Consider the following 23,680-nt stretch of genomic DNA (forward strand, 5'->3'; position numbering starts at 1 on the left):
TGTCCGTCAGGCGTCGCGCCCGCGGGTGAAGCCGGCGTCGAAGCCCCGCTCGTAGGCCCCCTGCGCGACGTGCGCGAACGGGGGCCGCCCGTGGCGGCGACGGTCGCCGTGGCCGTGGCCGTGGCCATGGCCGCCCTCGGAGGCCTGGTCGCAGTGGCCGTGGCCGTGGGGTCCGAACCCGCGAGGGTCGAAGCCGTGCGGGCCGAAGCCGTGCCGTCCGAAACCGCGAGGACCGAATGCGAACCGGCGGCCGCGACCGCGACCGCGAGGAATCTCTGTCTCCTCGTCCCAGCCGAAGGCCTTGGCGATCTTCTCGAGCGAGGCGAGGGTGATCGCCATGTCCTCTGGGGAGACGGCATTCGAGACGCGGGCGCGGATCTCGTCGACGGTCGCGCCGAGGCGCTCCTTGGCCGCGCGGCCGTCATCGGTGAGTGTCCAGCCGTCGCCGTCGGCGACGACCCACTCGCGCTCCACGAGTCGGTGCAGCTTGTGCTCGTTCACGGGGCGCCGCGACGGAACCGTGCCGTCGATGATGTTCAGCATCCGCCAGTCGCGCCGGGTGATGCCCTCGGACTCGAAAGCAGTGATGAACTCGGCGGCCATGAGCCGGTCAGCGGCCTTCAGCCAGTAGCCGAAGGGACGGGACGTGTGGTCGGGGTTGTGTGTGTCGGTGGTGTTCATGGGTGAAATCCTTTGATCTCGATAGTGAATGTCAATGTGCATGTGGTTGTCACCATGCATGTATATGTAGTGTGACATGCGATGTGAATGCATGTCAAGTCGCATGTAAAGTCAGAGGGTGAGTTCCGAAGAGATCGACCCCGCTGAAGCAATCGCCCAGGCGTTGTCTCGTCTGCGCGGACGCCGCCCGCAGGGGCGCGGCCACGGTGGTCCGCACGGCTGGCATGGTGGCCCGCACGGGCATGACGGTCCGCGCGGCGAGAAGTTCGGCCGGCATGGGCACCCGGGGATGCCGCCGTGGATGGCCGAGGGGCCGGGACGACTCGGCGCGCCCGCGCGGCTGCGGATGCTGGAGGCGCTCGCCGCCGCATCCACCCCGCTCAGCGTCAGCGCGCTGGGAGAGGCGATCGGTGTCGATCAGCCGCGTGCCTCACGCCTCGTGCAGCAGGGCGTCGAACTCGGCTACGTGCGTCGCGAGGCCGACCCCGACGACGCCCGTCGAACGCGCATCGCGCTCACCGATGAGGGGCGCAAGCTCGCGAGAGGGATGCGGGGAGAACGGCGCGAACTGCTCGGTCGCGCGCTCGCGGCGTTCACCGACGACGAGCAGCGCGACCTCGCCCGCCTTCTCGGCAAGCTCGCCGACAACTGGGACTGAAGTCGGAGCGGCGCCCCGGTACGCCGAGGCCGGTACACCTGTCGGCTCAGAATCACGGATGTCGGCCAGAATCGGCCGTTTCGACCGACATTCGTACTTTTCGACCGACGGATGTACCACCTGGCGCCGCCGGACGGCCGGAGGTCCGACTCAGCGGGCCGCCTTGACCGGGAGCAGCAGGAGGAATCCGGCCAGGAGCACGATCACGATGCCGAGGATGCCGAACGAGGTCTGGTGGGTGAGGGCGATCAGCACCGTCCAGGCTCCCGACGCCATCCAGCTCGCGGCCCGGCCTGTCGTCGCGTAGAGGCCGAAGATCTCGCCCTCGCGTCCGGCCGGAGTCACTCGGGCGAGGAAGGAGCGAGACGCCGCCTGCGCGGGGCCCACGAAGGCGCACAGGATCAGGCCGCCGATCCAGAACACCGTGGTGCCGGCATCCACCAGGAAGAACACGGCGAGCCCGGCCACGACCATCGACGCGAGCGACACCAGAATGATGGGCTTCGGCCCGAACCGGTCGTCGAACCGGCCGGCGATGATCGTCGAGACGCCGGCGATGAGGTTGGCGGCGATGCCGAAGATCACCAGCTGCTGGAACTCGAACCCGAACACGGTGCCGGCGATGACCGCGCCGAACGCGAACACACCGCCCAGGCCGTCGCGGAAGACGGCGCTCGACAGCAGGAACCAGAAGGTCGGCCGCGTCTCGGGGTCGCGGTACAGGCCGACCACATCGCGCACGAGCAGCCGGTACGACGCGAAGAATCCCACCTTCCGGTCGGGGCGCCCGAGCGACGGCTCCGGCACATTCAGGAAGATCGGGATGCTGAACACGATCGCCCACACCGCGCAACCGACGGCGATGAGCCGGAACGGCAGGCCGTTGTCGGTGGACATCCCGAGCCAGTCGACGGCGTCGAGCACGACGACGATCACGAGCGCGACGATGCCGCCGAGGTAGCCGAAGCCCCAGCCGAGGCCCGAGATGCGTCCCACGGTCTTCGGGTTGGCGATGCCGATCAGCATGGCGTTCGAGTTCACCGCTGCGATCTCACCGAACACCGATCCTGCCGAGATCAGGGCAACGCCCACCCAGAACAGGCTCGGCACAGGTTCGACGAACCACAGGCCGAACATGCACAGCACGAGGGCCCCGGTGCCGATGCCGAGCCAGAGCTTCTGCCGCCCGGCGGCATCCGCCCGCTGGCCGAGCACCGGAGCGACGAGCAGGATCGCGAAAGCGGCGATGGTCGACCCGAGCCCCAGGCCCGAGGTGAGTTCGGCGATCGCTGCTTCCTTCACCGGGTCGTTCTTGTCGAGCGCCGCGATGTCGGCCGGCAGGAACGCATCGGTGACGAGGTAGAGCGCAGTGAAGATGAACGTGAGGATGACGGTGTTGAACGGCTGCGTCGCCCAGTCCCACAGAGCCCAGGAGTAGACCTGCTTCTTCGGCGCCGGTGTCTCGCCGCGCAGGTCCAGCCCGATCACGCCGACGGCTCCGCTGTTCGCGGGTGCCTGCGGCTTCGGGATCATCGCATCGTCGCTCATGATCGAAGTCTGGCGCTGCCCGGTGAACGGCCGGTGACGGCGCGCCGCGCGCAATCCGGCCGGCATCGGGCTCAAGTAGTGTCGACGCATGCCGAAGACGGATGCCGCGTCGCACACGGTCGTGCTGTTCGAAGGAGAGAGCGACCTGCTCGCCTTCGAGGCGCTCGGGCGCCGGTTCGACGCGGTGATCGATCCGAAGGCGGTCAGCCTCGTCAACATGGGCGGCATCACGAACCTTCGTCGCCGACTCGCCGAGATGCGCCCTGCCGCCGGTTCGGCAGGGGAGTCCGGTTCGACACGAGTGCTCGGTCTCTACGACACCGCTGAGCGGCGATACGTGGTCGGTGTCCTCGTCGACTCGGGGATCCTCGAGGAGGGCGGCGAGCCGGATGCCGCAGGCTTCTTCGGCTGTGAGCGCGACCTCGAGGATGAGGTGATCGCGGCCGCAGGGTCGGACCTCGTGCTGGACACCCTCGCCGAGCGTGGCGAGCTTGCGCGATTTCGTGTCTTCCAGGATCAGCCGGCGCAGCGCGCCCGCACGATCCAGGCGCAGTTGCATCGCTTCGCCGGTACGGCCGCGGGGCGCAAGGCACGGTTCGCGGCCGACATCGTCGATGCGCTACCGGTCGAGCGGATGCCGCCGCCCCTGGTCGCCCTGCTCGATGCGGTGCTGCAGCATCCGGAATCCGTCGAGAACGCGCCAACTGCTCTCAACCGACGGGAATGAGAGCAGTTCCTGCGTTCTCGGCGCCGGACGAGCCCGTGAAACGGGTCGCGGAGCGTGCATCCTTCGTTCCCGTCGCAGAAACAGCCCGGTATGGCAGCCGAATACCGAGCTATTTCGCGACGGGAGCGGTGGGGAAAGGGTGGATGCCGAGGCCTCACGTGTACGACGCTGCGAGCAGTTCGGCGAACAGCTCCTCGGCATCGCACTCCACGCGGCGGCGGGTGAACCAGTCGCAGACGTTCACGCAGTCGCGGTGCAACAGGTCGAGTCCCTGCGGATTCGCGATGATGTCGACGATCTGCGGCAGATCGATGACCCGCACTCGGCCCTCGTGCACGAGAAGGTTGTACGCCGACAGGTCGCCGTGGGCGAAGCCGGCGGCGGCGAAGATCCGCATGAGGTCGACGATCTGCACGAAGAAATCCGCGAGCTCGGCGCGGTCGCTCCGCACCTGTGCGAGGCGCGGAGCGGCGGTGCCGGTCGTATCGCCGAGGAACTCCATCAGCACCTCGGTGCCGCTGACCTGCACCGGGTAGGGCACCGGCGCGCCGAGCTCCCACATCCGGCACAGCGCCTCGAACTCGGCGAACGACCAGGCGCCGGCTGCGACCTCACGGCCGTGACTCGACTTCTTCGCGAGCGCTCGGGTGTCGCGGGTGTTGCGGGTGCTGCGGCCCTCCGTGTAGACGGCCGAGCGGTGAAAGCTCGAATGGTCGCTGCTCCGGTACCGCTTCGCCGCCAGCAGGGTGCGCTGGGTGGGGTCATCCGGCACCGCGCGCTCGAGCAGGAAGACATCCGCTTCCTTGCCCGTCTTGAGGATGCCGAGCTCGGTGTCGAGTGCGCCGGCCGACGTCACGACCCATGACGGGCGCGGCTCCGGTCCGCGCTCGGACGGGGTGACCGCCGGCCAGGTGGTCCAGCGTTGGCCCTCGCCGGGTTCGACGTCGGCGAAGGCGAGGGTGGTTTCGAAAGGGGATGCGTCGAAAGACGCGAAGAGTTCTGACAAGGGGTGGCTCCAGGAGAAGGGCCACACCGCGGAACAGGAGCGGGCGGCCTCAGGGAAGGATGTCGGCGAGGGGCGCGACAAAGACGGTGTTCATGTCCTCGGCTCCTCTCGCTCTGGCCTTCCGGGCTCATCCCGGTGCGTCGTCGAGCCTAGGCCCTGACGAGGTCGGGTGTCCAGAGTCAGTCTGCCGGCGGTGTCAGTCGCACGAGCACGCCGTCACCCTCGCCGCCGATCGCCACCACCCACGACGACCCGGTCCAGACTGCTGCGTTCGCGCCGCAGAGGAAGGGCAGCGGATGCTCCGCCATCCCGTCCGTCATCCGCAGGGCATCTGCGCGGTACAGAGGGGGCTCGGCGCATCCTTCGCGGAGCTCGATCGAGGCGCGCGCCTCGCCCGAACCGCCCACGATCACTCCGTTCGCGGCGGGTGGGCCCGGGGCGCCGCCCCACCACAGGGCCACTCCGTCCGGACGGACGGCGACCCGGGCGAGATCGGCGTCCTGCCGTTCGACGATTCGCTCGGTGCCGTCCGGGTCGAGCACGATCCGGGCCGTGGGGGTCGCGAGATAGATGCGCCCCGAAGCGTCGACATCGACGTCGATCGGAGGAACGGCGGGAGGTGCGGCATCCGCTTCCGACAGCGCGAGCGGCCGGCCGTACAGCAGCTCGCGCTCGCCGTCGTCCAGGTCGATGCGGAGCACCTCGTAGTCCATGTACGCGGGTGGCCGGGGCTGGTAGCGCACCACGATCGCGCCGCCGTCGTGCACGGCCACATCGCCGAAGACGAAGTCGCCGAAGTCGGGGAACTCGGTGGGCGGCTCGCCGGGCAGGTCGCGCATCGTCATTGTCGTGGTGTCGAGCACGGCCAGCACCGGGTGCCCGTCGTCGCGGACCACCGCGAGCTCGGTGGAGGAGAGCGCCGAGATCGCCTTGATGCGCGTGAGCGGATCGTCGAACTCGGTGTTGAAGCGTGCCAGCTTCTCGCCATCAGCTCCGAGGTGCAGCCACGAGCCGGCCGACATCGCCCAGAATCCGCCGGTGCCGTCTGCCGCGAGCATCGACATGCCGAAGGCGACGTCGATCCGAGGCTCGTTCGCGAACGGGGTGTCGCCGAAGAACGTGTCGCCAGGGCGTCCGGTCATCTGGTTGTGGAAGCCGATCGGCTCCAGCGTCCAGTCATCGTCCCCGACCTGGGGAGCGCACGCCGAGAGGACGAGGCCGGCGGTCGCGAGCGCGGCGAGGCGCAGCATCCGTCGCCTCCGCCCCGTCATGCGCACCCGCTCACTCTTGCGGCCCCGCCTGCGAGCCTCCTGAAGGCGGCGCCGGACGAATGGTCGGATGCGGTGGACGACCGGTCGGGTGGAGGCATCCGTTCAGTGCGAACGTGGAACCATGACGATCACCGCTCCTGTTCCCACCGCCCCCGCCTCCCGTGCGGAGAGAATCCGCTACGGCGGGCTCATCGTCGTCATGCTGATGAGCTTCCTACTGGTGACCGCCGAGTTCCTCCCCAACGGCATGCTCACCGAGATGGCGGAAGCCCTCGGCGTCACGCCAGGACAGGCGGGCCAGACGGTGACGGTCACCGCGCTCGTCGGCTTCATCGTCGCGCCGACGGTCGGACTGATGTTCCCGCGGCTGGATCGCCGTTCGCTGCTCGTCTGGATGGCGCTCGCCGCGGCTGTCTCCAATCTCATCGTCGCCATCGCGCCGAGCCTGCTGATCGTGCTGCTCGCGCGATTCCTGCTGGGTGCGGCGATCAGCGCCTTCTGGTCGATGTCGATCACGGTCGCGGTCCGGATCGCCGGTCCCGAGCGCCTCGGCCGAGCGGTCATGTTCACCTCGGCCGGTGCGTCACTGGCAACCGTCGCCGGCGTCCCGCTCGGTGTGATGCTGTCAGAGCTCGCCGACTGGCGCGTGGTCTTCGCGGTTGCCGGCGTCGCGACCGGGCTGCTGGCCATCGGCCTGCGCACGCTTCTGCCCTCGGTGCCGGCCGCTCAGGCGTCCAGCATCCGCCTGCTCGTCGACACCGTGCGCCGGCCGGGCGTCGGTCTCGGCCTCATCGGCCACGTCCTCGTCGTGCTCGGCCACTTCCTCGCCTACACCTACGTGCGCCTCGCGCTGGAGCGCATTCCCGACGTCGATGCCTCCACGATCGTGGTGCTGCTGGCGCTCTTCGGCGCCGGCGGACTCGTGGGCAACATCATCATCGGCATCGTGATCGACCGTTCCTTCGAGTTCTTCGCGGTGCTCGCGCCGGTGGTCATCGCGGTGGCCGTCGCAGCGATGATTCTGCTCTCCGGAACGGTGGTCGGGCTCGGGATCGTCGTGACCGTCTGGGGCTTCTTCTTCGCCTCGTGGCTCATCGTCGTGAACACCTGGGTGGGACACCGGATGCCGGACCGGCTCGAGGCCGGAGGCAGCCTCGTGGTGGTCGGCTTCCAGGGAGCGATCATGGTCGCCGCCGGCGTCGGCGGGCTGCTCGTCGACACTCTCGGTGTGGAGCTCGTGTACATCGCCGGTGCAGCAGCGCTCATGGTCGGTGCGGTGCTGTTCGGGCTGTCGAACCGGATCCGGGCCTGAGGGGCGCGGGGCGGATGCCGCGGGCCCTTGCCGCTACGCCGGAACGGCGGTGCGGTGCGCCATCCGCCAGGCGGAGGGCGTCAGCCCGGTGCGACGGCGGAAGGCGCGGCTGAAGCCCTCATCCGAGGCGTAACCGAGGTCGCGCGAGATCGTCGAGACGGGGTGGCCGGCGTCGAGCATCCGCTTCGCAGCGTCGACACGCACCTCGGTGACGTAGTCCGCCGGGGAGCGACCGAGGGCGCTGCGGAAGCGCTCGGCGAACACCGAGCGAGACATGGCCCCGACGCTCGCGAGGCGTTCGACGGTCCAGTCCCGACCCGGTTCGTCGTGGATCGCGTCGACGACGCGGTCGAGGAACGGATCCTTTGACAGGGAGGGCCAGCCCTCGGGAGCGCATCCGTTCTCCGCCCATGCGCGGATCACCGAGAGCAGCACGGTCGTCGCCATCATCCGGCAGATGACGGGGTCGCCTTGGCGCACCGGACACGCGCCGGCATCGACCTGGCCCATGTTCTCGGCGAGGGCCGCGGCGGCGGGCTCGAGAGCATCGAACCCGGTCACGGTGATGTTCTGCGGCAGCACGGAGCCCAACTGCGCCATGGCGTCCGAGAGCTCGAGGTCGACGATCATCAGGGCCGCATCGGCGTCGGCTTCCAGCGCGAAGGGCCGTTCGCCCAGGGTCAGGAACGCGTCACCGGCGACGAGGTGCTCGCGGTCGCCCCGCAGGTCGACGGCGACGTGCTGCGATGCGCGGTCGACATCGAGATGGCACCCGGTGCTCAGGGGCGGATGCCCGTGCACGCTGCCGGCCGCGACGTAGATCAGAGTGGCTGCCCCGGGCGCGAGCGGCAGGAGCGAGCCGGTGGACAGGCTCACGCGGCGAGCCACGCCGACGCTGAGGTCGACGGAGCCGAGCACCTGGGAGAGGGCATCCGAGTCGACTGTCGCCATGACGTGAGGAACGTCGGCGGACGGCAGGTTATTCCGCCCGAGCTGACGCATAGCTCCGCTCCTCTACGCTGACAGAAACCACCCGAGGAGTGCCGTGTTCCGTACGCCCGACCGTCTGTTCCGTGTTCTTGCGATCGCGGAGGCGATCACCTGGACGATCTTGATCTCGGCGATCATCGCCCGCGCGCTCGGCGCCCCCGGTGTCGTGGTCACGATCGGCGGCGGCATCCACGGTTTCGTCTTCCTTGCCTACGCCGCGACGGCAGTCCTCGTCGCCATCAATCAGCGCTGGAAACTGAGTGTCGCCGTCCTCGCCGTCGCGAGTGCGATCGTGCCCTACGCGACGATCCCCGTCGAGATGTGGCTGCACCGCACCGGGCGTCTGCGCGGCGCATGGCGCCTGGAGGAGACCGACGATTCGCGCGACCGCCGCTGGTTCGACCGGCTGATGCGCTGGTTCCTGCGCCGCCCGTGGATGCTCGCGGCCCTCCTCGTCGTCGGGATCGTCGCGCTCTACGTCATCCTGCTGCTGGTCGGTCCGCCCGGCGGGAAATGACCGATCGAATAGCGCAAAGGGCTCTATTCCGAGCCAAAATGCAGCCGTTTGCGCTATTCGAACGGCGTCGGGTCAGGGAGTGACGACGATCGCGTTCTTCTCGACGACCTCCGCGAGCACGGCGTTCGCGTCGCCGCCGGTGCAGTCGACGATGAGATACAGCCCGACGCCGGTGGCGGTGAACGCGCGAGCGGCCATGATCCAGGACCGATCGCCCTCCATGCCGAGCACCTGACGGTTCTCGACGCCCCCGTCTCCACCGGGCTGGTAACCGAACTCGCCGGTGGTCGCGGCGGGCGTGATGGTGGCGGTATCGGTCTTCAGGAGCACACCGAGGATCGCATCCGACGACGCGCTGTCGTCGCCGGCGACGACAGGAACGTCGGCGATGAAGCCCTGCCAGAACTGGGCGGTGCAGGTGCCGTCGGCCGTGCCGTACTTCCAACCGCCGTCGCCGTTGTCGGGTGACACGACGGTCCAGCCATCGTCGGTCATGAGGCCGTCGCCCCACTCGATGTACGCGGTCGAGGGGAGTTCCTGGCCCTGGGCGAATGACAGAGCGGCGGGGAGTTCCCCGGCCGGCTCTTCGGACGGCTCGTCGCTGGGCTCCGGCTCTTCGGCAGGCTTGTCGACACCCGGATCGTTCGCGGGGATCTGACCGAACACGCACCCGCTGAGCGGCAGAGCCAGGGCGATCACCGCAGCCACGGCCATGAGACGGAACGTCGTCGGGACCTCGTCGGTGCGTGTCATGCCGGTCAGCCTATCCCTCGGCCTCGGCGAGCAGGGCCGCGTCAGTGCGCCGTCGCGACGCCGATCGTGTCGTGCACGATCACCGCGGCGACCCGCGCGCCGGCTCCGGCCGCGACGATGAGCTGCTGAGGTCCGGGAGCCGCGACATCGCCGGCGGCGTACAACCCAGCAACCCCGGTGCGCCCGGAGCGGTCGGTCAGCAGATGCCCCGCGTCGTCGAGCGGCGGCGTGATGCCGTCGAGGAACGACAGATCCGCCTCCCAGACGGGGCGCACGAATCCGCCGTCGAGGATGACCTCGCTGTCGTCGGCGAGGCGCACGGCCTCGAGCCGGCCTCGGTCGCCGACGAGTTCGGTGATCGGATGCCGCTGCACGGCCACTCCGGCCGCGGCCAGTTCGGCCTCCTCGGTCGTCGTCACCGTATCGGCGCCGTTCGTGAACACGGTGAGGCTCTCGGTCCAGCGTCCGATGAGCCGGGCGCGATCGGCGAGATCCGTGGATTCTCCGATCAGGGCCAGCCGCCGCCCTCGCAGCTCCCAGGCATCGCAGGCCGCGCAGCTGAACAGGCTCATGCCGTAGAAGCCGCGCAGATTCGGCACATCCGGCAGCGTCTCGCGAAGCCCGGTGGCCAGCAGCACCGACCGCGCCGAGACCACTTCGGTGGGCTCGCGCCGGCCGATGGCGGCTGTGAAGCCGGCATCCGTCTTCGCCAGCGACGCGACCCGCACCCGGGTCCGCACCTCGACGTTGGGGTAGGCGGCGAGTTCTTCCCGCGCGAGTCGGCGCAGCTCGTGCGGGGGCACACCGTCGCGGGTGAGGAAGCCGTGCGAGTTCAGGGTGGCGGCGTTCCGCGGGCGATCCGCGTCGATGACGAGCACGCGCACCAGAGAGCGTCCGAGGTTGAGGGCGGCGGAGAGTCCTGCCGGTCCGCCGCCGACGATGAGAACGTCGTACTCTGTCGGCGGGTCGGCGGCGGGGCCGGGTGGCACCTCGGCCGCGGCCGTCTCAGCCATGCTCGCCGTCCTGGGGCGGGAGGGCCGCGATGACGGGGTGGTCGAAGGTGAGGACGCCGGTCTTGGCCGCGCCACCAGGGGAACCGATCTCGTCGAAGAACTCGACGTTCGCCTTGTAGTAGTCGGCCCACTCCTCGGGGAGGTCGTCCTCGTAATAGATCGCCTCGACCGGGCACACCGGTTCACAGGCACCGCAGTCCACGCATTCATCCGGGTGGATGTACAGCGAACGCTCGCCCTCGTAGATGCAGTCCACGGGGCACTCGTCGATGCAAGCACGATCCTTCACATCGACACACGGCAGAGCGATCACATACGTCATTGCACCAGCGCTCCGTCGCGGGACACCGCCACCTGCTCATCGCGGGGCACGACCTTGACGCGCTCGCGGGTGTGCTCGTGGTTCTCGCCGAGGTGACGCTCGTGCGCGTCGAGGGCGAGCCAGCCGTCCCACGTCGTGAACTCGGTCTCGCGCTCCTCCAGAACCGTGAGGACGTCTTCGGAGTCGTCGGGCGCGGTCAGCAGCCCCGCTTCGGCATCCGCGACGACGTTCGAGATCGTCTCCAGGGCATCCGACTTCGTGTGCCCGATGAGGCCGACCGGTCCGCGCTTGATCCAGCCGGTCGCGTACAGCCCCGGCTCGCCGTCGACCCGGCCGCCGTCGTTCGGCACGACACCGCGCTTCTCGTCGAAGGGCGCTCCTGCGACGCGGGTGCCGTAGTAGCCGACAGCCCGGTATACGGCCTGGATCGGGTAGTCACGGAACTCGCCCGTCGTGACGAGGGTGCCATCGGCGCCGGGAGCAGTGCGCGCGAAGCGGATGCCGGTGACGCGATCGTCACCGGTGATCTCCACCGGAGCGTGCCAGAAGTGCAGGTGCAGACGGCGGGATGCTCCGGACTGGGGGCGGTCGCGCCAGCCGTTCAGGGTGCGCAGCATCACCTTCAGCTGGTTGGTCGAAGCGGATGCCGGGTCGACACCGTCGAAGTCCTCGTCGTAGAGCACGATGTCGACGTCGTTCACCTCGCCGAGTTCACGCAACTCGATCGGCGTGAACTTGATGTCGGCGGGGCCGCGGCGGCCGAACACGTGCACGTCGGTGACCGCCGACGACGCGAGGCCTTCGAGCACGTTGTCCGGCACCTCGGTGGTGCGCAGGTCGACCGCGTGCTTCGCGAGCACGCGGGCCACGTCGAGGGCGACGTTGCCGTTGCCGATGACCGCGACCGATTCGGCATCCAGGGGCCAGGTGCGCGCCACATCGGGGTGCCCGTCGAACCAGGCGACGAAATCGGCGGCGCCGTAGGAGCCGGGAAGGTCGACGCCTGGCACGTTGAGCGCGGCATCGCGGATCGCGCCGGTGGCGAGGATCACGGCGTGGTAGCGCTCGCGCAGCTCGTCGATGGAGATGTCGCGGCCGACCTCGACGTTGCCGATGAAGCGGATGGTGCGCCGCGTCGCCGCCGGCTCGTCATCGGATGCCACGGGGAAGGCGTCGAGCATCTCGTGCAGCGAGTTGACGATGCCCTTGATGCGGGGGTGATCGGGAGCGACGCCGTAGCGGATGAGGCCGTACGGGGCCGGAAGCGACTCGAACAGATCGATCTCGACGCGACGCCCGCGTTCGGCGACGGCTCCGGCGAGCAGATTGCCCGCGTAGATGCCGGCGGGGCCGGCGCCGACGATCGCGACGCGCAGGGTGGGAGAGGAAGAGGTCATGACGAAGGAGGCCTTTCGGGCTGCAGGCTCAACGGGTGCGCGAGAAGAGGGAGGGGGAAGAAGAACGGGGCTGGCGATCAGACGGCGGATTGAGCGTGTCGACGGCCTGGATCAGGCCGGTGTCGGCCGCGAGGCCGGCGTCGAGGGCATCGGTCCAGCGCGAACGAGCAGGGCGCGCAGCATCCGCGGCCACCGGAAGGGCCTCGGGGGCCGCGAAGTCCGCATCCGGGCTGAGACGGACCACATCGCCGATGACGACTACCGCGGGGGAGCGCACCTGTCGTGCGGCTGCGAGGTGCGCGATCGTGCCGAGTGTTCCGAGGGTGATCCGTTGCCCATCACCGAACCCGTCCTCGATGATCGCGACCGGGCAGTCGGCGCCACGTGGTCCTGAGGCGAGCACATGCGCGGAATGCGCGAGGCTGCCGACGCCCATCAGCAGCACGACGGTGTGTTCGCCGCCACCGCGGACCTGCTCGATCTGGTCGTGGCCGCTCACCACGGTGAAGGATGCGGCGATGCCGCGGTGGGTGAGTGGGATGCCGGCGACGGCCGGCACCGAGACGGCGCTGGTGACGCCGGGCACGACGTCGACCGGGATGCCGGCGGCCTCGCAGAACAACTGCTCCTCGCGGCCGCGGCCGAACACGAACGGATCGCCGCCCTTCAGACGGACGACACGCTTCCCGGCGACCGCGAGCTCGACGAGCAGGGCGTTGATGCCGTCCTGCGGAATCGGGTGGTGGCCAGGGAGCTTGCCGACGTCGATCACCTCGGCGTCGATCTGCTCGCCCTCGTCCACGAGCTGCTCCAGCACCGTGCGCGCGCCGAGTCGGTCGGCGACGATGACGTCGGCCTCCTGCAGAGCGCGGAGCCCGCGCAGCGTAAGCAGCCCGGCATCGCCCGGCCCGGCACCGACGAGAGTGACGCGGCCGGTCATCGCGAACCGCCCAGCATCAGGCCGCGGTTGCGGAGCATCCGCCGCTCGATCGGGCCGAACAGTGCCAGTTCGATCAGAATGCCGATCGCGAGGATGAGCAGGATCGTGGCGAGCACGCCGGCGAGATCCGCGAGTTCGCGCGACTGGTTGAGCATCGTGCCGAGGCCGAAGCCGATCGTTCCGCCGCTGGTGATGATCTCAGCCGCCATCAGTGACCGCCAGGAGAAAGCCCAGCCCTGCTTGAGGCCGGCGAAATAGCCGGGGAGAGCCGCGGGGAGAGTGACGGAGGTCGCGAGTTGCCAGCGGCTCGCGCCGAGTACGATGCCGACTCGGCGCAACTGCGGCGGCACCTGATCGATGCCGGAGAGGAGGCCGTTCACGATCGAGGGGATGGCGCCCATCAGGATGACGAAGTATGCGGTGGCATCGCTGAGCCCGAACCAGATGATCGCCGCGGGCACCCAGGCGACCGAGGGAAGCACCGTGAGGCCGGAGATCAGCGGACCGGCGGCGCGACGGAGCAGCTTCCACTCGGCGAGCAGCATCCCGAGCACAGTGCCGACGAGGATCGCGATCAGGAACCCGATGACGCCGCGCTCGAGGCTGGTGGTCACCGCCTCCTGCAGGCGGCCGGACTCCCAGGAATCGCCGAGGGCGCCGGCGACTGCCGCAGGGCTCGGCGCCTTGTCGGGGCGCGGGTTCGCGATGACGATGTAGAGCTGCCACACGGCGAGCAGGGCGAGCAGCAACCCCACCGGCGGCAGGGTCTTGCTCAGCACCTCACGCCAGAGCGACCTCTGCGGTGCAGTGTCGGACTGCAGGCGGTCCAGGCCGGCGGAGAGGGTGGCCAGGTCGTCGTTCTCTGTCTGAACGGCGGCCTCGCTCTGCACGACGGATGCGGCTTCAGGAGGCATTGCGGCGGATCTCCTTCCGGAGCTCGGCGGTGATCTCGGTGGCCAGCGCCGCCACTTCGGGCGACTCGATGCGCCGGCCGCGGGTCGAGGCGACCTTCCACTCGCCGGCCACACGGCCGGGGCGACTGGAGAGCAGGATGACGCGCTGGCCGAGCCGGGCAGCCTCGCGCACGTTGTGGGTGACGAACACGATCGTTCGGCCGGTCGCACGCCAGACGCGCTCGAGCTCCTCGTGCAGGAGGTCGCGGGTGATCGCGTCGAGCGCCGCGAAGGGCTCGTCCATCAGGAGCACGGAGCGGTCCTGGGCGAGGGCGCGGGCCAGGGCGACGCGCTGCCGCATGCCGCCGGAGAGTTCGTGCGGGCGCTTGTCCGCAGCCTCCGACAGGTTCACGGTTCCGAGCAGGCGCTCGGCCTCCTCGCGGCGCTCGCGGCGCGGGACGCCGCGAAGGCGCAGCGCGAGTTCGACGTTGTGGCGCGCAGTGAGCCAGGGCATCAGCGCGGACTCCTGGAACATCACCGCGGCACCGCCGGCGGGAGTGCCGATCGAGCCGGAGGTCACCGGCTCGAGTCCGGCGATGAGGTTCAGCAGCGTCGACTTGCCGCAGCCGGAGGCGCCGAGCAGGCAGACGAACTCGCCAGGGGCGATGTCGAGCGAGACGTCGTCGAGGACGACCGGCCCGGATCCGTAGCGCTTGGTGACGTTCGAGATGCGCACCGCGGGGTCGACGGGGGGTGCCGGTGCCGTGACGGGCGTGACGCTGTCGAAGCTCGGCGTCAGCCTGGTCACGGGCGCCTCCGCACCCACCGTCTTCCCCGCGGGCGCAGTCATCATTCCTCCCCGAGGTCGGCGGCGGAGACCGGCTCCGCGCCGTCCTTCTCGAGGAGGGCGTTCAGCGCGCGCAGGTCGAAGAGGCCCTTGATCGAGCCCTCCTTCTGCGTGCCGGCGGCCAGTCCGTTCTCGACGAGCGTCTCGAAGGTCTCCGCATGCGGGTCCACCGTGAAGGTCACGTTCTCCAGTGCCCTGGTGAGCACTTCGTCGGCGAGCCTCTTGCCGGTGGCCTCCTCGAGCGCGTCGTTGATGACGGTCGGTGCCTCTTCCTTGTTCTCATCGAGCCACTGCACGGCGGCGATGTGTCCCTCGAGCAGTTCTTCGACGACAGCAGGGTGCTCCGCGGCGAACTCCGCGCGGACGAGCAGCACCGTGGTCGGGAAGTTCCCGTCAGGCCAGAGGTCCTGCTCATCGACGAGCACGTGCGCCCCGGCCTCGACGACCAGTCGCGAGACCCAGGGCTCCGGCAGCCAGGCGCCGTCGAGCTGCCCGTCCTGGAACAGGGTCAGGGTCTGCGCGTTCTCGGTCGGCGTGATGGTCACATCGCCGCCACCCGAAGTCGATGTCTCGAAGCCCTCCTCGGCGAGCCAGCTGCGCAGCGCCACATCCTGCGTGTTGCCGAGCTGCGGCGTCGCGATGTTCTTGCCCGCCAGGTCTTCCGGAGTATCGATGCCATCGCGGACCACCAGGGCCGCTCCGCCGGACGTCGCGCCGGCGATGATGTGTGCGGACTCACCGCCCGACTGGATGAAGGTGTTGATCGACGGGTTCGGTCCGATGTACGTCGCGTCGATCGCCCCGGCGGAGAGCGCCTCGATCGCCGCGGGGCCGGCGTTGAACACCTCCGTCTTCAGGTCGACGTCGCCCAGAGCATCCTGGAACAGGCCCTCCGAGAGGCCGACCAGGGCCGGAGCGTGCGTCACGTTCGCGAAGTAGCCGAGGCGGACCTCGGTCAGATCGTCGCCCGTGGCCTCGCCGGAGCCGGGGTCTGCGGATGCGGAGGCACAACCGGCCAGCATCATTGCGGTGATTCCTAGAGCGGTGAGTGTCGTTGCGGTGCGGTTGATCTTCACGGTTTCGCCTCCTTCAGGGTGGGTGTTTCAGTGGGGGATTGAGCAGGTCAGGGTGCGTCGATGACGGTCGCCGCAGCGAGGGTCGCGCCGTCGGCGGGGTGGATGAGCAGCAGGGCGCCGCCCTCGCGGCCCCGCGCATAGGGCTCCAGCGGCAGCTCGGATGCGAGACGGAGCCGTACTCGGCCGATCTCGTTCACTGCGAGGGCGTCGGCATCGTGGTGCGCCAGCGTCTCCAGGTCGTACCGGGAGAGCACCTCGGCGATGACGGCCTGCACCGTGGAGGTGCCGTGCTTGACGAGAACCCGGGTGCCGGTGGTGACGGCGCGCGGGTCGAGCTGGAACAGCTCGACCACGGCTTCCTTCTGCCCGGTCGGTGCCGTGCCGGCTCCGACGATGAGGGCGCCGCGCGCGGCATCCACGTCGTCGGCGAGCGTCAGTGTCACCGACTGCGAGGTCGTCGCGGCATCCGTCTCGTCGCCGGCGACATGGATGCCGGTGACCGTGGTCGCGAGTCGCCCGGGGAGCACCTCGACGCGATCGCCGATGCGGACCGTGCCGGAGCTGATCCGGCCGGCGAAGCCGCGGAAGTCGCGATACTGCTCGGCCTGCTCGGCGGGGATCGTCGGCGACAGGCCGCCCTGCGGCCGCAGCACCAGCTGCACCGGCAGCCGGAACTCGGCGGCGTGCGAGACCGTCTCCTGCTGGCTGGGGAGCGTCTCCAGCAGCTCCAGCAGGGTGAGGCCGTCGTACCAGGGGGTGCGCGAGGAACGGTCGACGATGTTGTCGCCCTCCAACGCCGAGACGGGCAGCACCCGGATGCCGGAGAGACCGAGCTCTGTCGCGACGCGACCCGCTTCGCGTTCGATCTCGTCGTATCGTGCCTCGTCGAAGTCGATCAGGTCGATCTTGTTCACCGCGATGATCACGTGTGCGACGCGCAGCAGCGACACCACGGCGAGGTGGCGCCTGGTCTGTTCGACGATTCCCTTGCGTGCGTCGACGAGCACGATCACCGCGTCGGCGGTCGCAGCGCCGGTGACCATGTTGCGGGTGTACTGCACGTGGCCGGGGCAGTCCGCGAGGATGAAGCTGCGGCGGCCGGTGGCGAAGTAGCGGTAGGCGACGTCGATCGTGATGCCCTGCTCGCGCTCGGCACGGAGTCCGTCGGTGAGCAGCGCGAAGTCGAAGTCGCCATGGGCGAAGCCGCGGTCGCGGGAGGTCGCGGCGACCTGCTCGAGCTGATCGGCGAGGATCGCCTTCGCATCGTGCAGCAGTCGGCCGACGAGCGTCGACTTGCCGTCGTCGACAGAGCCGGCGGTCGCGAAACGGAAGAGCGTGGAGCCGTCGGTGAGCAGGGCGGACGCCTCGCCTGGTGCGTCGAGAATCGAGGTCTCGGTCATCAGAAGTACCCGTCCTTCTTGCGATCTTCCATGGCGGCTTCGCTGATGCGGTCATCCGCCCTGGTGGCGCCGCGTTCGGTCAGCGTCGAGCGGGCGACCTCGGCGACGACGGATGCCGTGTCCACAGCATCCGATTCGACCGCGCCCGTGCAGCTCGAGTCGCCGACCGTGCGGTAGCGCACGACCCGGCGTTCGGTCTGCTCGCCGGCCCGCGGCTGCGAGAACTCGCCGACCGCCCACCACATGCCGTCGCGGCGGAACACCTCGCGCTCGTGCGCGTAGTACAGCGGAGGCAGCGCGATGTCCTCGCGGGCGATGTAACTCCAGATGTCGAGCTCGGTCCAGTTCGAGATCGGGAACGCGCGCACGTGCTGCCCAGGGAGGTGGCGGCCGTTGTACAGGCTCCACAGTTCGGGGCGCTGATTGCGCGGATCCCACTGCCCGAACTCGTCGCGCAGCGAGATGATGCGCTCTTTGGCGCGCGCCTTGTCCTCGTCGCGTCGTGCGCCGCCGAACACCGCGTCGTGCTTGCCCGCGGCGATCGCGTCGAGCAGGGGCTGCGTCTGCAGGGTGTTGCGGGTGCCGTCCGGACGCTCGGCGAGGCGGCCGTCATCGATGTAGTCCTGGACGTTGGCGACTTCGAGCCGGATGCCCAGACGTGCGACGGTCTCATCGCGGAACGCGATGACCTCGGGGAAGTTGTGGCCGGTGTCGACGTGCAGCACCGGGAAAGGCACCTTGCCCGGTGCGAATGCCTTGGCAGCGAGGTGCAGCACGACGACGGAGTCCTTGCCGCCGGAGAACAGCAGCACGGGTCGCTCGAATTCGGCGACGACCTCGCGGATGATGTGGATCGCCTCGGCCTCGAGCAGGTCGAGGGTGCTCAGCGACGTGATGGTGCTCATAGGTGCAGCCCGCATTCTGTCTTCGAGAGTCCCGCCCAGCGGCCGGATCGCGGATCCTCGCCGGGGGCGACCGCCTTCGTGCACGGCGCGCAGCCGATGGAGGGGTAGCCGTTCGCGACGAGGGGGTTCACCGGCACTTCGTGCACGGTGGCGTAGTCGATGAGGTCGTCGAAGCTCCAGGCGGCGACCGGGTTGACCTTGACCAGTCCGTTGCGCTCGTCCCAGACGATCAGCGGGGTGTCGGCGCGCGTCGGGCCCTCTTCGCGGCGTACACCGGTGAACCACAGTTCGTAGCCGCCGAGTGCCCGCTGCAGCGGCTCGACCTTGCGGCGTGCGCAGCACAGGCCGGGGTCGCGGGCGAACAGTTCGGCGCCGAACTCGGCGTCCTGCTCGCGCACGGTCTGCTCGGGCTTCACGTCGACGATGCGCACGTCGAGCGCGGCGGCCACCTCGTTGCGCGTGAACGTGGTCTCGGCGAAGTGGTAGCCGGTCTCGAGGAAGAGCACGTCGACGCCCGGCAGGCTCTGCGCGACGAGGTGCGGCAACGCGGCATCCGCCATCGAGCACGCGACGGCGGCCTGCGCGACGGCGAAGTTCTCGGCCACCCACGCGACGACCTCGGCAGGGCTCGCCTCGTCGGCCGCGCGGCTGCGCAGCTCGATCGCGCCGCGCTCAGCGAGGGCCTTGAGCTCTTCGGTGGAGCGGCGTGCAGGACGGATGTCGACGAGGGTGCTCACTGCAGGGCCTCCTCGTCCGCTCGGTGCGCCCACTGCGCGAAGCTCTCCGCGTTCTCGCGGTCGGCGAGATAGCGGCGGATGACCCGCTCGGCGTAGTCGGCGATGCCGTCGGCCGCGACCTTCAAGCCGCGCACGGTGCGGCCGAGACCGGCTTCTTCGCGGTCGACGCCGGCGAGACCGCCGCCGAGGTGCACCTGGTAGCCGGGTACCTGCTCGCCGTCGATCAGGACGAGCTGGCCCTTCAGGCCGATGTCGGCCGTCTGGATGCGGGCGCAGGAGTTCGGGCATCCGTTCACGTGCAGGGTGATCGGGCGGCCGATCTCGGGCTCGAGGGCTCCGAGGCGCTCTTCGAGTTGGAGGATAGCCTGGGCGGCGTTCGCCTTGGTCTCGACGATCGCGAGCTTGCAGTACTCGATGCCGGTGCAGGCGATGGTGCCGCGGCGGAACAGGCTGGGCCGGGCTGACAGTCCGATCTCGTCGAGGCCCTTCACGAGGCTTTCGACGTTCTCTTCGGGGATGTCGAGGACGATGAGCTTCTGGTACGGCGTGGTGCGAACCCGCTGCGAGCCGTGCGCCTCGGCGAGGTCGGCGAGTGCGGTGAGCGTGGTGCCGGAGACGCGTCCGACGAGGGGAGCGGCGCCGACGAAGAAGCGGCCGTCCTTCTGCGCGTGCACGCCGACGTGGTCGCCGATGCTGGTCGGCTTGGGCGCGGCCGGTCCGTCGGGGAGAGGGCTCTCGAGGTACTCGGTCTCGAGCACCTCGCGGAACTTCTCGGTGCCCCAATCGGCGAGGAGGAACTTCAGGCGGGCCTTGTTGCGGAGGCGCCGGTAGCCGTAGTCGCGGAAGATCTGGGTGATGCCGTGCCAGACCTCGGCGACCCGCTCGGGGGCGACGAAGGTGCCGAGGCGCTCGCCGAGACGGGGGACAACGGAGAGGGCGCCGCCGACCCACAGGTCATAGCCGATGCCGAGCTCGGGGTGCACGACGGCGACGAAGGCGCAGTCGTTGATCTCGTGGACGACGTCCTGGCTGGGGTGGCCGGTGATCGCGGTCTTGTACTTTCGGGGGAGGTTCGCGAGCGTCGGGTCGCCGATGAAGCGCTCGGCGATCTCGTGGATCTGCGGGGTCGGGTCGATGATCTCGTCGGCGGCGATGCCGGCGACCGGGGAGCCGAGGATGACGCGGGGCACGTCGCCGCAGGCCTCGGTGGTGCTCAGGCCGATCCCCTCGAGGCGGCGCCAGATCTCGGGCACGTCCTCGACACGGATCCAGTGCAGCTGCACGTTCTGGCGGTCGGTCATGTCGGCGCTGTCGCGGGCGAACTCGGTGGAGATCTCGCCGATCACGCGGAGCTGCTCGGTGGTGAGCTGGCCGCCGTCGATGCGGACCCGCAGCATGAAGTACTCGTCCTCGAGCTCGTGCGGCTCGAGCTGCGCGGTGCGGCCGCCGTCGATCCCGGGCTTGCGCTGCGTGTAGAGGCCCCACCAGCGGAAGCGTCCGTGCAGGTCGGTCGGATCGATCGAAGCGAAGCCGCCCTTGGCGTATTCGTTCTCGATGCGCTCGCGCACGTTGAGCCCGTTGTCGTCGAGCTTGAACTGCTCGTTCGCGTTGAGGGGCTCGGTGCCGTCGACGAGCCACTGCCCGTGCGGCTTCGTTGGTACGCGGGCAGTGCGCGTGCGGGCACCGCGGACTGGCGTCGGCTGCTCGATGGTCATGGGTCTGCTCCCTGGATGGCTGTCTCTCAACCTAAGGAGTGGGACCTTGTTCATTAACAGGGGGTGACTCAGTGCGTCAAGCAACGTCATATGGCGTCATGCAGCGCGAAATATGACGCCGAACACTGGTGCTGAAGCGTTGTCATGTGCTTCGGCTGCGGGGTCGCGCCTGCTCCGGTCGCACTTTGTGCCGCTTCTCGGCGTCCGGAGCCACACGAACTGCGACCGGAACGGGCGGGAGTCAGTCGTCGAGACGCGCTTCGGCGTCGACGTAGCGGGCCACGACGAGGTCGATCAGGGCCTGGGGAACGGGGCCGCCGTCGAGGAGGGGGAGTGTGATCGTGCGACCGGGGGCTTGACGCTCGGCCAGGTCGAAGAAATAGCCGCGGGCGAGCAGGTAGATCGACACGACCGCGTCCGGGTGGTTCTCGAGGGCGGTCGGCAGGTCGGGTTGGCGTGCGGCGAGATACGCGAGTTCGACGGCTCGCCCGAGGTGCTGCTGCAGCAGAGCGGCCATGCCCTCGGCATCCGTCAGCGAGCGCGGATCGCGGGAGCCCGCGACGGCGAGGATGACGGGGCCGTCGGATGCCGGGGGCAGGTGCGCAGCGAGCCGCTCAGCGAGCACTTCGGCGAGGCGGGGGTCCGGTCCCATCGGGTCGGCGACGACGGCATCCGCTCGCTTGCCGGCGATGCCGTGCAGGTCGTGGTGCACGTGGAATCCGCTCGACAGCAGGAGGGGCACGATGACGACCGGCCCTTCGATCGCGGGTACCGCGTCCTTGGCGTCGGGTTGCTGCACGTCGACGAAGGCGGCTCTGACGGCCACGTCGGGCAGCGCATCGGCGACGCGGTCGACGAGCTCGGCGATCGTGCGTGCGCCTTCGGCATCCGACGTCCCGTGAGAGACGGCGAGCAGGGTGGGGCGGGGCATGCGGTCAGCCTAAGCGGTGCGTGTGACGGCGGTGTTTCCGGGGTGGGGGAAACCGTGGCGCGTGTCGCGACGTTGTGGCAATGACGGTGCTCGTGGTTCGCGGGCGCCGTCCTCGAACGATCATCGTGGCGTTGACTCCCATTGCCGTGGTGCTCTTGTCCCGGATCATCGCCTTCCTATGATTGATTCCGACTCGTCGCCCGCTGAGATCGCACGATCACCCGGACACACTGACGGGAAGGAAGCAGTCGTGCCTCAGGAATCACGCCGTCATACTCCGCAAGAGAAATCGGCAGTGGGGTTCGTCCTCTACGTGTTCGTATCGCTTGCGGCGGGCTTCGTGACTTTCTTCCGCCAGTTCGAAGGGGTGACGTGCAGCGCGACGGGCACCTGCGACGGCGTAGTCATGTACTACGCGGTGCAGCCATTCCTCTGGATCAATGGGGTCCTGCTGGTGCTGGTGGTCAGCGCATCCATCGTGCTCTGGGTGCGGCGGACTTCAAATGTCTGGCTTCCCGTGTCCGCACTGATATTCATCAGCGTCTACGCCGTGATCGCGAACATCGTGTTCACTGTGGCCAAGACAACGGGTAACGGATAGCTGCAGGTATCAGCAAGAGGGGTTCGGCCCGACAGGGATCGGGTGCAAGAGACTGTTATGGATCCGTGACTCGATTGCGAATTTTTGCCCCCTGATCTGGGGTTGGAATGTCGGTGGCCCCTGGTGTACTGGGGGTTATGACGGCGTTGATGGATGCGACAGTGGAGCAGGTGGCGACGCTGGGCGCGCTCACCGACTCGGTCGTGGAGATCGAGCGCACGATCAGTTCGTTGCAGGCGGCGCGGGATGGTCTCCTCGCTCTCGGGTCCCGGTTCGCGCTCGACGTCGCCCAGCAGGCCGAGCATCCCGATTTCGGGGATCTGGCGTTGCGGTCGGTCGCGGCGGAGATGGGGGCGGCGCTGCGGGTGAGCGACCGGACGGTGCAACGACGGATGTCGGAAGCGTCGTTCCTGGTGGAGCAGTTCCCGTCGGTGTGGCAGGCGCAGGGTGCCGGGCGGATCAGCGCTGGACATGCCCGAGTGATCATCGACGCCGGCGCACATCTCGACGATGCCGCGGATCGGGATGCGTATGCGGAGCAACTGATCGGGTTCGCGGAGACGGAGTCCCCGAATCGGGTGGCCCGGATGGCGCGCCGGGTCGCGGAACGTTTCCAGCCGCGGTCGATCGATGAGCGACACCAGGATGCCCGCGACCGGCGTGGCGCGTGGACGAAAGGTGCCGTCGATGGGGCCGCGACCTTCGGATTGTCCGGACCGGCAACCCTCGTGCACGGCGCGTTCGATCGCCTTACGCAGATGGCGAAAGTCGTAAAGGTGACGTCCGGCGAAGGTGACGACGCCGATCCGCGGACGATCGATCAGATCCGCTGCGATCTTGCCCTTGACCTCCTCCTCACCGGAACCCCCGCCGGGCACGACACCCCCGACGGGCTGCTCGCCGCGATCACCGCACACGTGTCCGTGACTGTCCCGGTCACGACCCTGATGGGCGCCGATCAGATGGGCACCGAAACGACACCGGCCGAGCTGAATGGACGCTGCCCGATCGACACCGCCACTGCGAAGGAACTTGCCGGAGCGGCATCCGGGTGGGATCGGATCCTCACCCACCCGATCACGGGCGCCGTCCTCGCCGTCGACCGCTACCGGCCCAGTGCGCACCTCAAACGACACCTGAAAGCCCGCGATCAACGCTGCCGATTCCCGACCTGCGGACTCCCCGCCCGAGACTGCGACATCGACCACCATCAAGACGCCGCCCTCGGCGGTGCGACCACCGTGAACAATCTCGGCGACCTCTGCCGCCGACACCACGTCCTCAAACACCACTCCCCGTGGCACATCGAACAACTCGACACCGGGGTCTACGCCTGGACCAGCCCCACCGGCAAGGTCTACCTCGACCGACCCCCACCCCAGAACACCGTCACCTTCACCGAAGACGACACCCCACCACCGTTTTAGGGATGGGGTCGGG

General features: G+C 69.1%; 24 protein-coding genes. 6 read left to right on the top strand and 18 right to left on the bottom strand.

The features are described 5' to 3' along the window. Positions 1–6 precede the first annotated feature (6 nt). Positions 7–681: a hypothetical protein gene (locus tag LTA6_RS07250; RefSeq protein WP_341976959.1), complete on the bottom strand. Its 675-nt coding sequence runs from the start codon at positions 679–681 to the stop codon at positions 7–9. Positions 682–799: 118 nt separating this feature from the next. Here LTA6_RS07250 and LTA6_RS07255 point away from each other — a divergent pair, with 118 nt between their 5' ends. Then, the gene (locus tag LTA6_RS07255) at positions 800–1,339 is read left to right on the top strand and encodes a MarR family transcriptional regulator (protein WP_341976960.1); all 540 of its coding nucleotides are present in this window, start codon (positions 800–802) and stop codon (positions 1,337–1,339) included. 150 nt (positions 1,340–1,489) lie between these two features. Here the strand turns inward: LTA6_RS07255 and LTA6_RS07260 are convergent, their stop codons facing one another. Next, a complete protein-coding gene (locus LTA6_RS07260; protein ID WP_407359057.1) occupies positions 1,490–2,887 on the bottom strand; it encodes an MFS transporter in 1,398 nt (465 codons plus the stop codon). Between the two features lie 88 nt (positions 2,888–2,975). Here LTA6_RS07260 and LTA6_RS07265 point away from each other — a divergent pair, with 88 nt between their 5' ends. Continuing rightward, a complete protein-coding gene (locus tag LTA6_RS07265; RefSeq protein ID WP_407359058.1) occupies positions 2,976–3,614 on the top strand; it encodes a TOPRIM nucleotidyl transferase/hydrolase domain-containing protein in 639 nt (212 codons plus the stop codon). Between the two features lie 154 nt (positions 3,615–3,768). Here LTA6_RS07265 and LTA6_RS07270 read toward each other — a convergent pair whose 3' ends face one another. Then, entirely contained in the window at positions 3,769–4,620 is an 852-nt protein-coding gene (locus tag LTA6_RS07270; protein WP_341976966.1) for an RIO1 family regulatory kinase/ATPase, read from the bottom strand. Positions 4,621–4,799: 179 nt separating this feature from the next. Then, positions 4,800–5,897, bottom strand: coding sequence for a hypothetical protein (locus tag LTA6_RS07275; protein WP_407359059.1), 1,098 nt, complete (start codon positions 5,895–5,897; stop codon positions 4,800–4,802). Between the two features lie 115 nt (positions 5,898–6,012). On the opposite strand from LTA6_RS07275, the gene LTA6_RS07280 reads away from it, so the two are divergent. After that, positions 6,013–7,203, top strand: a complete 1,191-nt coding sequence (locus tag LTA6_RS07280; protein WP_341976969.1) for an MFS transporter — start codon at positions 6,013–6,015, stop codon at positions 7,201–7,203. A 33-nt stretch (positions 7,204–7,236) separates the two neighbouring features. Here LTA6_RS07280 and LTA6_RS07285 read toward each other — a convergent pair whose 3' ends face one another. Then, positions 7,237–8,154, bottom strand: coding sequence for a helix-turn-helix domain-containing protein (locus LTA6_RS07285; RefSeq protein WP_407359060.1), 918 nt, complete (start codon positions 8,152–8,154; stop codon positions 7,237–7,239). 94 nt (positions 8,155–8,248) lie between these two features. Here LTA6_RS07285 and LTA6_RS07290 point away from each other — a divergent pair, with 94 nt between their 5' ends. Then, positions 8,249–8,710, top strand: coding sequence for a DUF3817 domain-containing protein (locus LTA6_RS07290; protein ID WP_341976974.1), 462 nt, complete (start codon positions 8,249–8,251; stop codon positions 8,708–8,710). 72 nt (positions 8,711–8,782) lie between these two features. Here the strand turns inward: LTA6_RS07290 and LTA6_RS07295 are convergent, their stop codons facing one another. From LTA6_RS07295 to LTA6_RS07355, 13 genes are all read right to left on the bottom strand, one after another. Then, a complete protein-coding gene (locus tag LTA6_RS07295) occupies positions 8,783–9,463 on the bottom strand; it encodes a hypothetical protein (protein ID WP_407359061.1) in 681 nt (226 codons plus the stop codon). Between the two features lie 41 nt (positions 9,464–9,504). Continuing rightward, positions 9,505–10,476, bottom strand: a complete 972-nt coding sequence (locus LTA6_RS07300; RefSeq protein ID WP_407359062.1) for an NAD(P)/FAD-dependent oxidoreductase — start codon at positions 10,474–10,476, stop codon at positions 9,505–9,507. Then, positions 10,469–10,798 carry a ferredoxin gene (gene fdxA, locus LTA6_RS07305; RefSeq protein ID WP_341976979.1) on the bottom strand — a complete coding sequence of 110 codons (330 nt, stop codon included), beginning with the start codon at positions 10,796–10,798 and terminating at the stop codon, positions 10,469–10,471. Before fdxA ends, LTA6_RS07300 begins: the two co-directional genes overlap by 8 nt. Then, a complete protein-coding gene (locus LTA6_RS07310; protein WP_363549595.1) occupies positions 10,795–12,195 on the bottom strand; it encodes an FAD-dependent oxidoreductase in 1,401 nt (466 codons plus the stop codon). The genes fdxA and LTA6_RS07310 overlap by 4 nt, the downstream gene beginning before the upstream one ends. A gap of 28 nt (positions 12,196–12,223) precedes the next feature. Next, positions 12,224–13,135, bottom strand: a complete 912-nt coding sequence (cobA, locus tag LTA6_RS07315; protein ID WP_407359063.1) for a uroporphyrinogen-III C-methyltransferase — start codon at positions 13,133–13,135, stop codon at positions 12,224–12,226. Next, the gene (locus tag LTA6_RS07320) at positions 13,132–14,049 is read right to left on the bottom strand and encodes an ABC transporter permease (RefSeq protein ID WP_341976984.1); all 918 of its coding nucleotides are present in this window, start codon (positions 14,047–14,049) and stop codon (positions 13,132–13,134) included. The genes cobA and LTA6_RS07320 overlap by 4 nt, the downstream gene beginning before the upstream one ends. Next, the gene (locus LTA6_RS07325; protein ID WP_341976986.1) at positions 14,039–14,878 is read right to left on the bottom strand and encodes an ABC transporter ATP-binding protein; all 840 of its coding nucleotides are present in this window, start codon (positions 14,876–14,878) and stop codon (positions 14,039–14,041) included. Before LTA6_RS07325 ends, LTA6_RS07320 begins: the two co-directional genes overlap by 11 nt. Further along, the gene (locus LTA6_RS07330) at positions 14,878–15,900 is read right to left on the bottom strand and encodes an ABC transporter substrate-binding protein (RefSeq protein WP_407359064.1); all 1,023 of its coding nucleotides are present in this window, start codon (positions 15,898–15,900) and stop codon (positions 14,878–14,880) included. Before LTA6_RS07330 ends, LTA6_RS07325 begins: the two co-directional genes overlap by 1 nt. A 98-nt stretch (positions 15,901–15,998) precedes the next feature. After that, positions 15,999–17,351 carry a GTP-binding protein gene (locus LTA6_RS07335; protein ID WP_341976990.1) on the bottom strand — a complete coding sequence of 451 codons (1,353 nt, stop codon included), beginning with the start codon at positions 17,349–17,351 and terminating at the stop codon, positions 15,999–16,001. After that, positions 17,351–18,256 (bottom strand): sulfate adenylyltransferase subunit CysD, encoded by a 906-nt coding sequence (cysD, locus tag LTA6_RS07340; RefSeq protein ID WP_341976992.1) that lies wholly within the window; start codon positions 18,254–18,256, stop codon positions 17,351–17,353. The genes LTA6_RS07335 and cysD overlap by 1 nt, the downstream gene beginning before the upstream one ends. After that, a complete protein-coding gene (locus LTA6_RS07345; RefSeq protein ID WP_341976994.1) occupies positions 18,253–18,993 on the bottom strand; it encodes a phosphoadenylyl-sulfate reductase in 741 nt (246 codons plus the stop codon). The genes cysD and LTA6_RS07345 overlap by 4 nt, the downstream gene beginning before the upstream one ends. Next, positions 18,990–20,708, bottom strand: a complete 1,719-nt coding sequence (locus LTA6_RS07350; RefSeq protein ID WP_341976996.1) for a nitrite/sulfite reductase — start codon at positions 20,706–20,708, stop codon at positions 18,990–18,992. The genes LTA6_RS07345 and LTA6_RS07350 overlap by 4 nt, the downstream gene beginning before the upstream one ends. Positions 20,709–20,949: 241 nt before the next feature. Further along, entirely contained in the window at positions 20,950–21,639 is a 690-nt protein-coding gene (locus tag LTA6_RS07355) for a CbiX/SirB N-terminal domain-containing protein (RefSeq protein WP_341976999.1), read from the bottom strand. A gap of 250 nt (positions 21,640–21,889) precedes the next feature. Here LTA6_RS07355 and LTA6_RS07360 point away from each other — a divergent pair, with 250 nt between their 5' ends. Both LTA6_RS07360 and LTA6_RS07365 read left to right on the top strand, forming a co-directional pair. Then, complete coding sequence (locus tag LTA6_RS07360; protein ID WP_341977001.1) at positions 21,890–22,240, top strand: hypothetical protein; 351 nt, start codon at positions 21,890–21,892, stop codon at positions 22,238–22,240. Between the two features lie 137 nt (positions 22,241–22,377). Then, entirely contained in the window at positions 22,378–23,667 is a 1,290-nt protein-coding gene (locus LTA6_RS07365; protein ID WP_341977004.1) for a DUF222 domain-containing protein, read from the top strand. Positions 23,668–23,680: the final 13 nt, after the last annotated feature.

Source organism: Microbacterium sp. LTA6, assembly GCF_045690355.1.
In the GTDB taxonomy this organism is placed as follows: Bacteria; Actinomycetota; Actinomycetes; order Actinomycetales; family Microbacteriaceae; genus Microbacterium.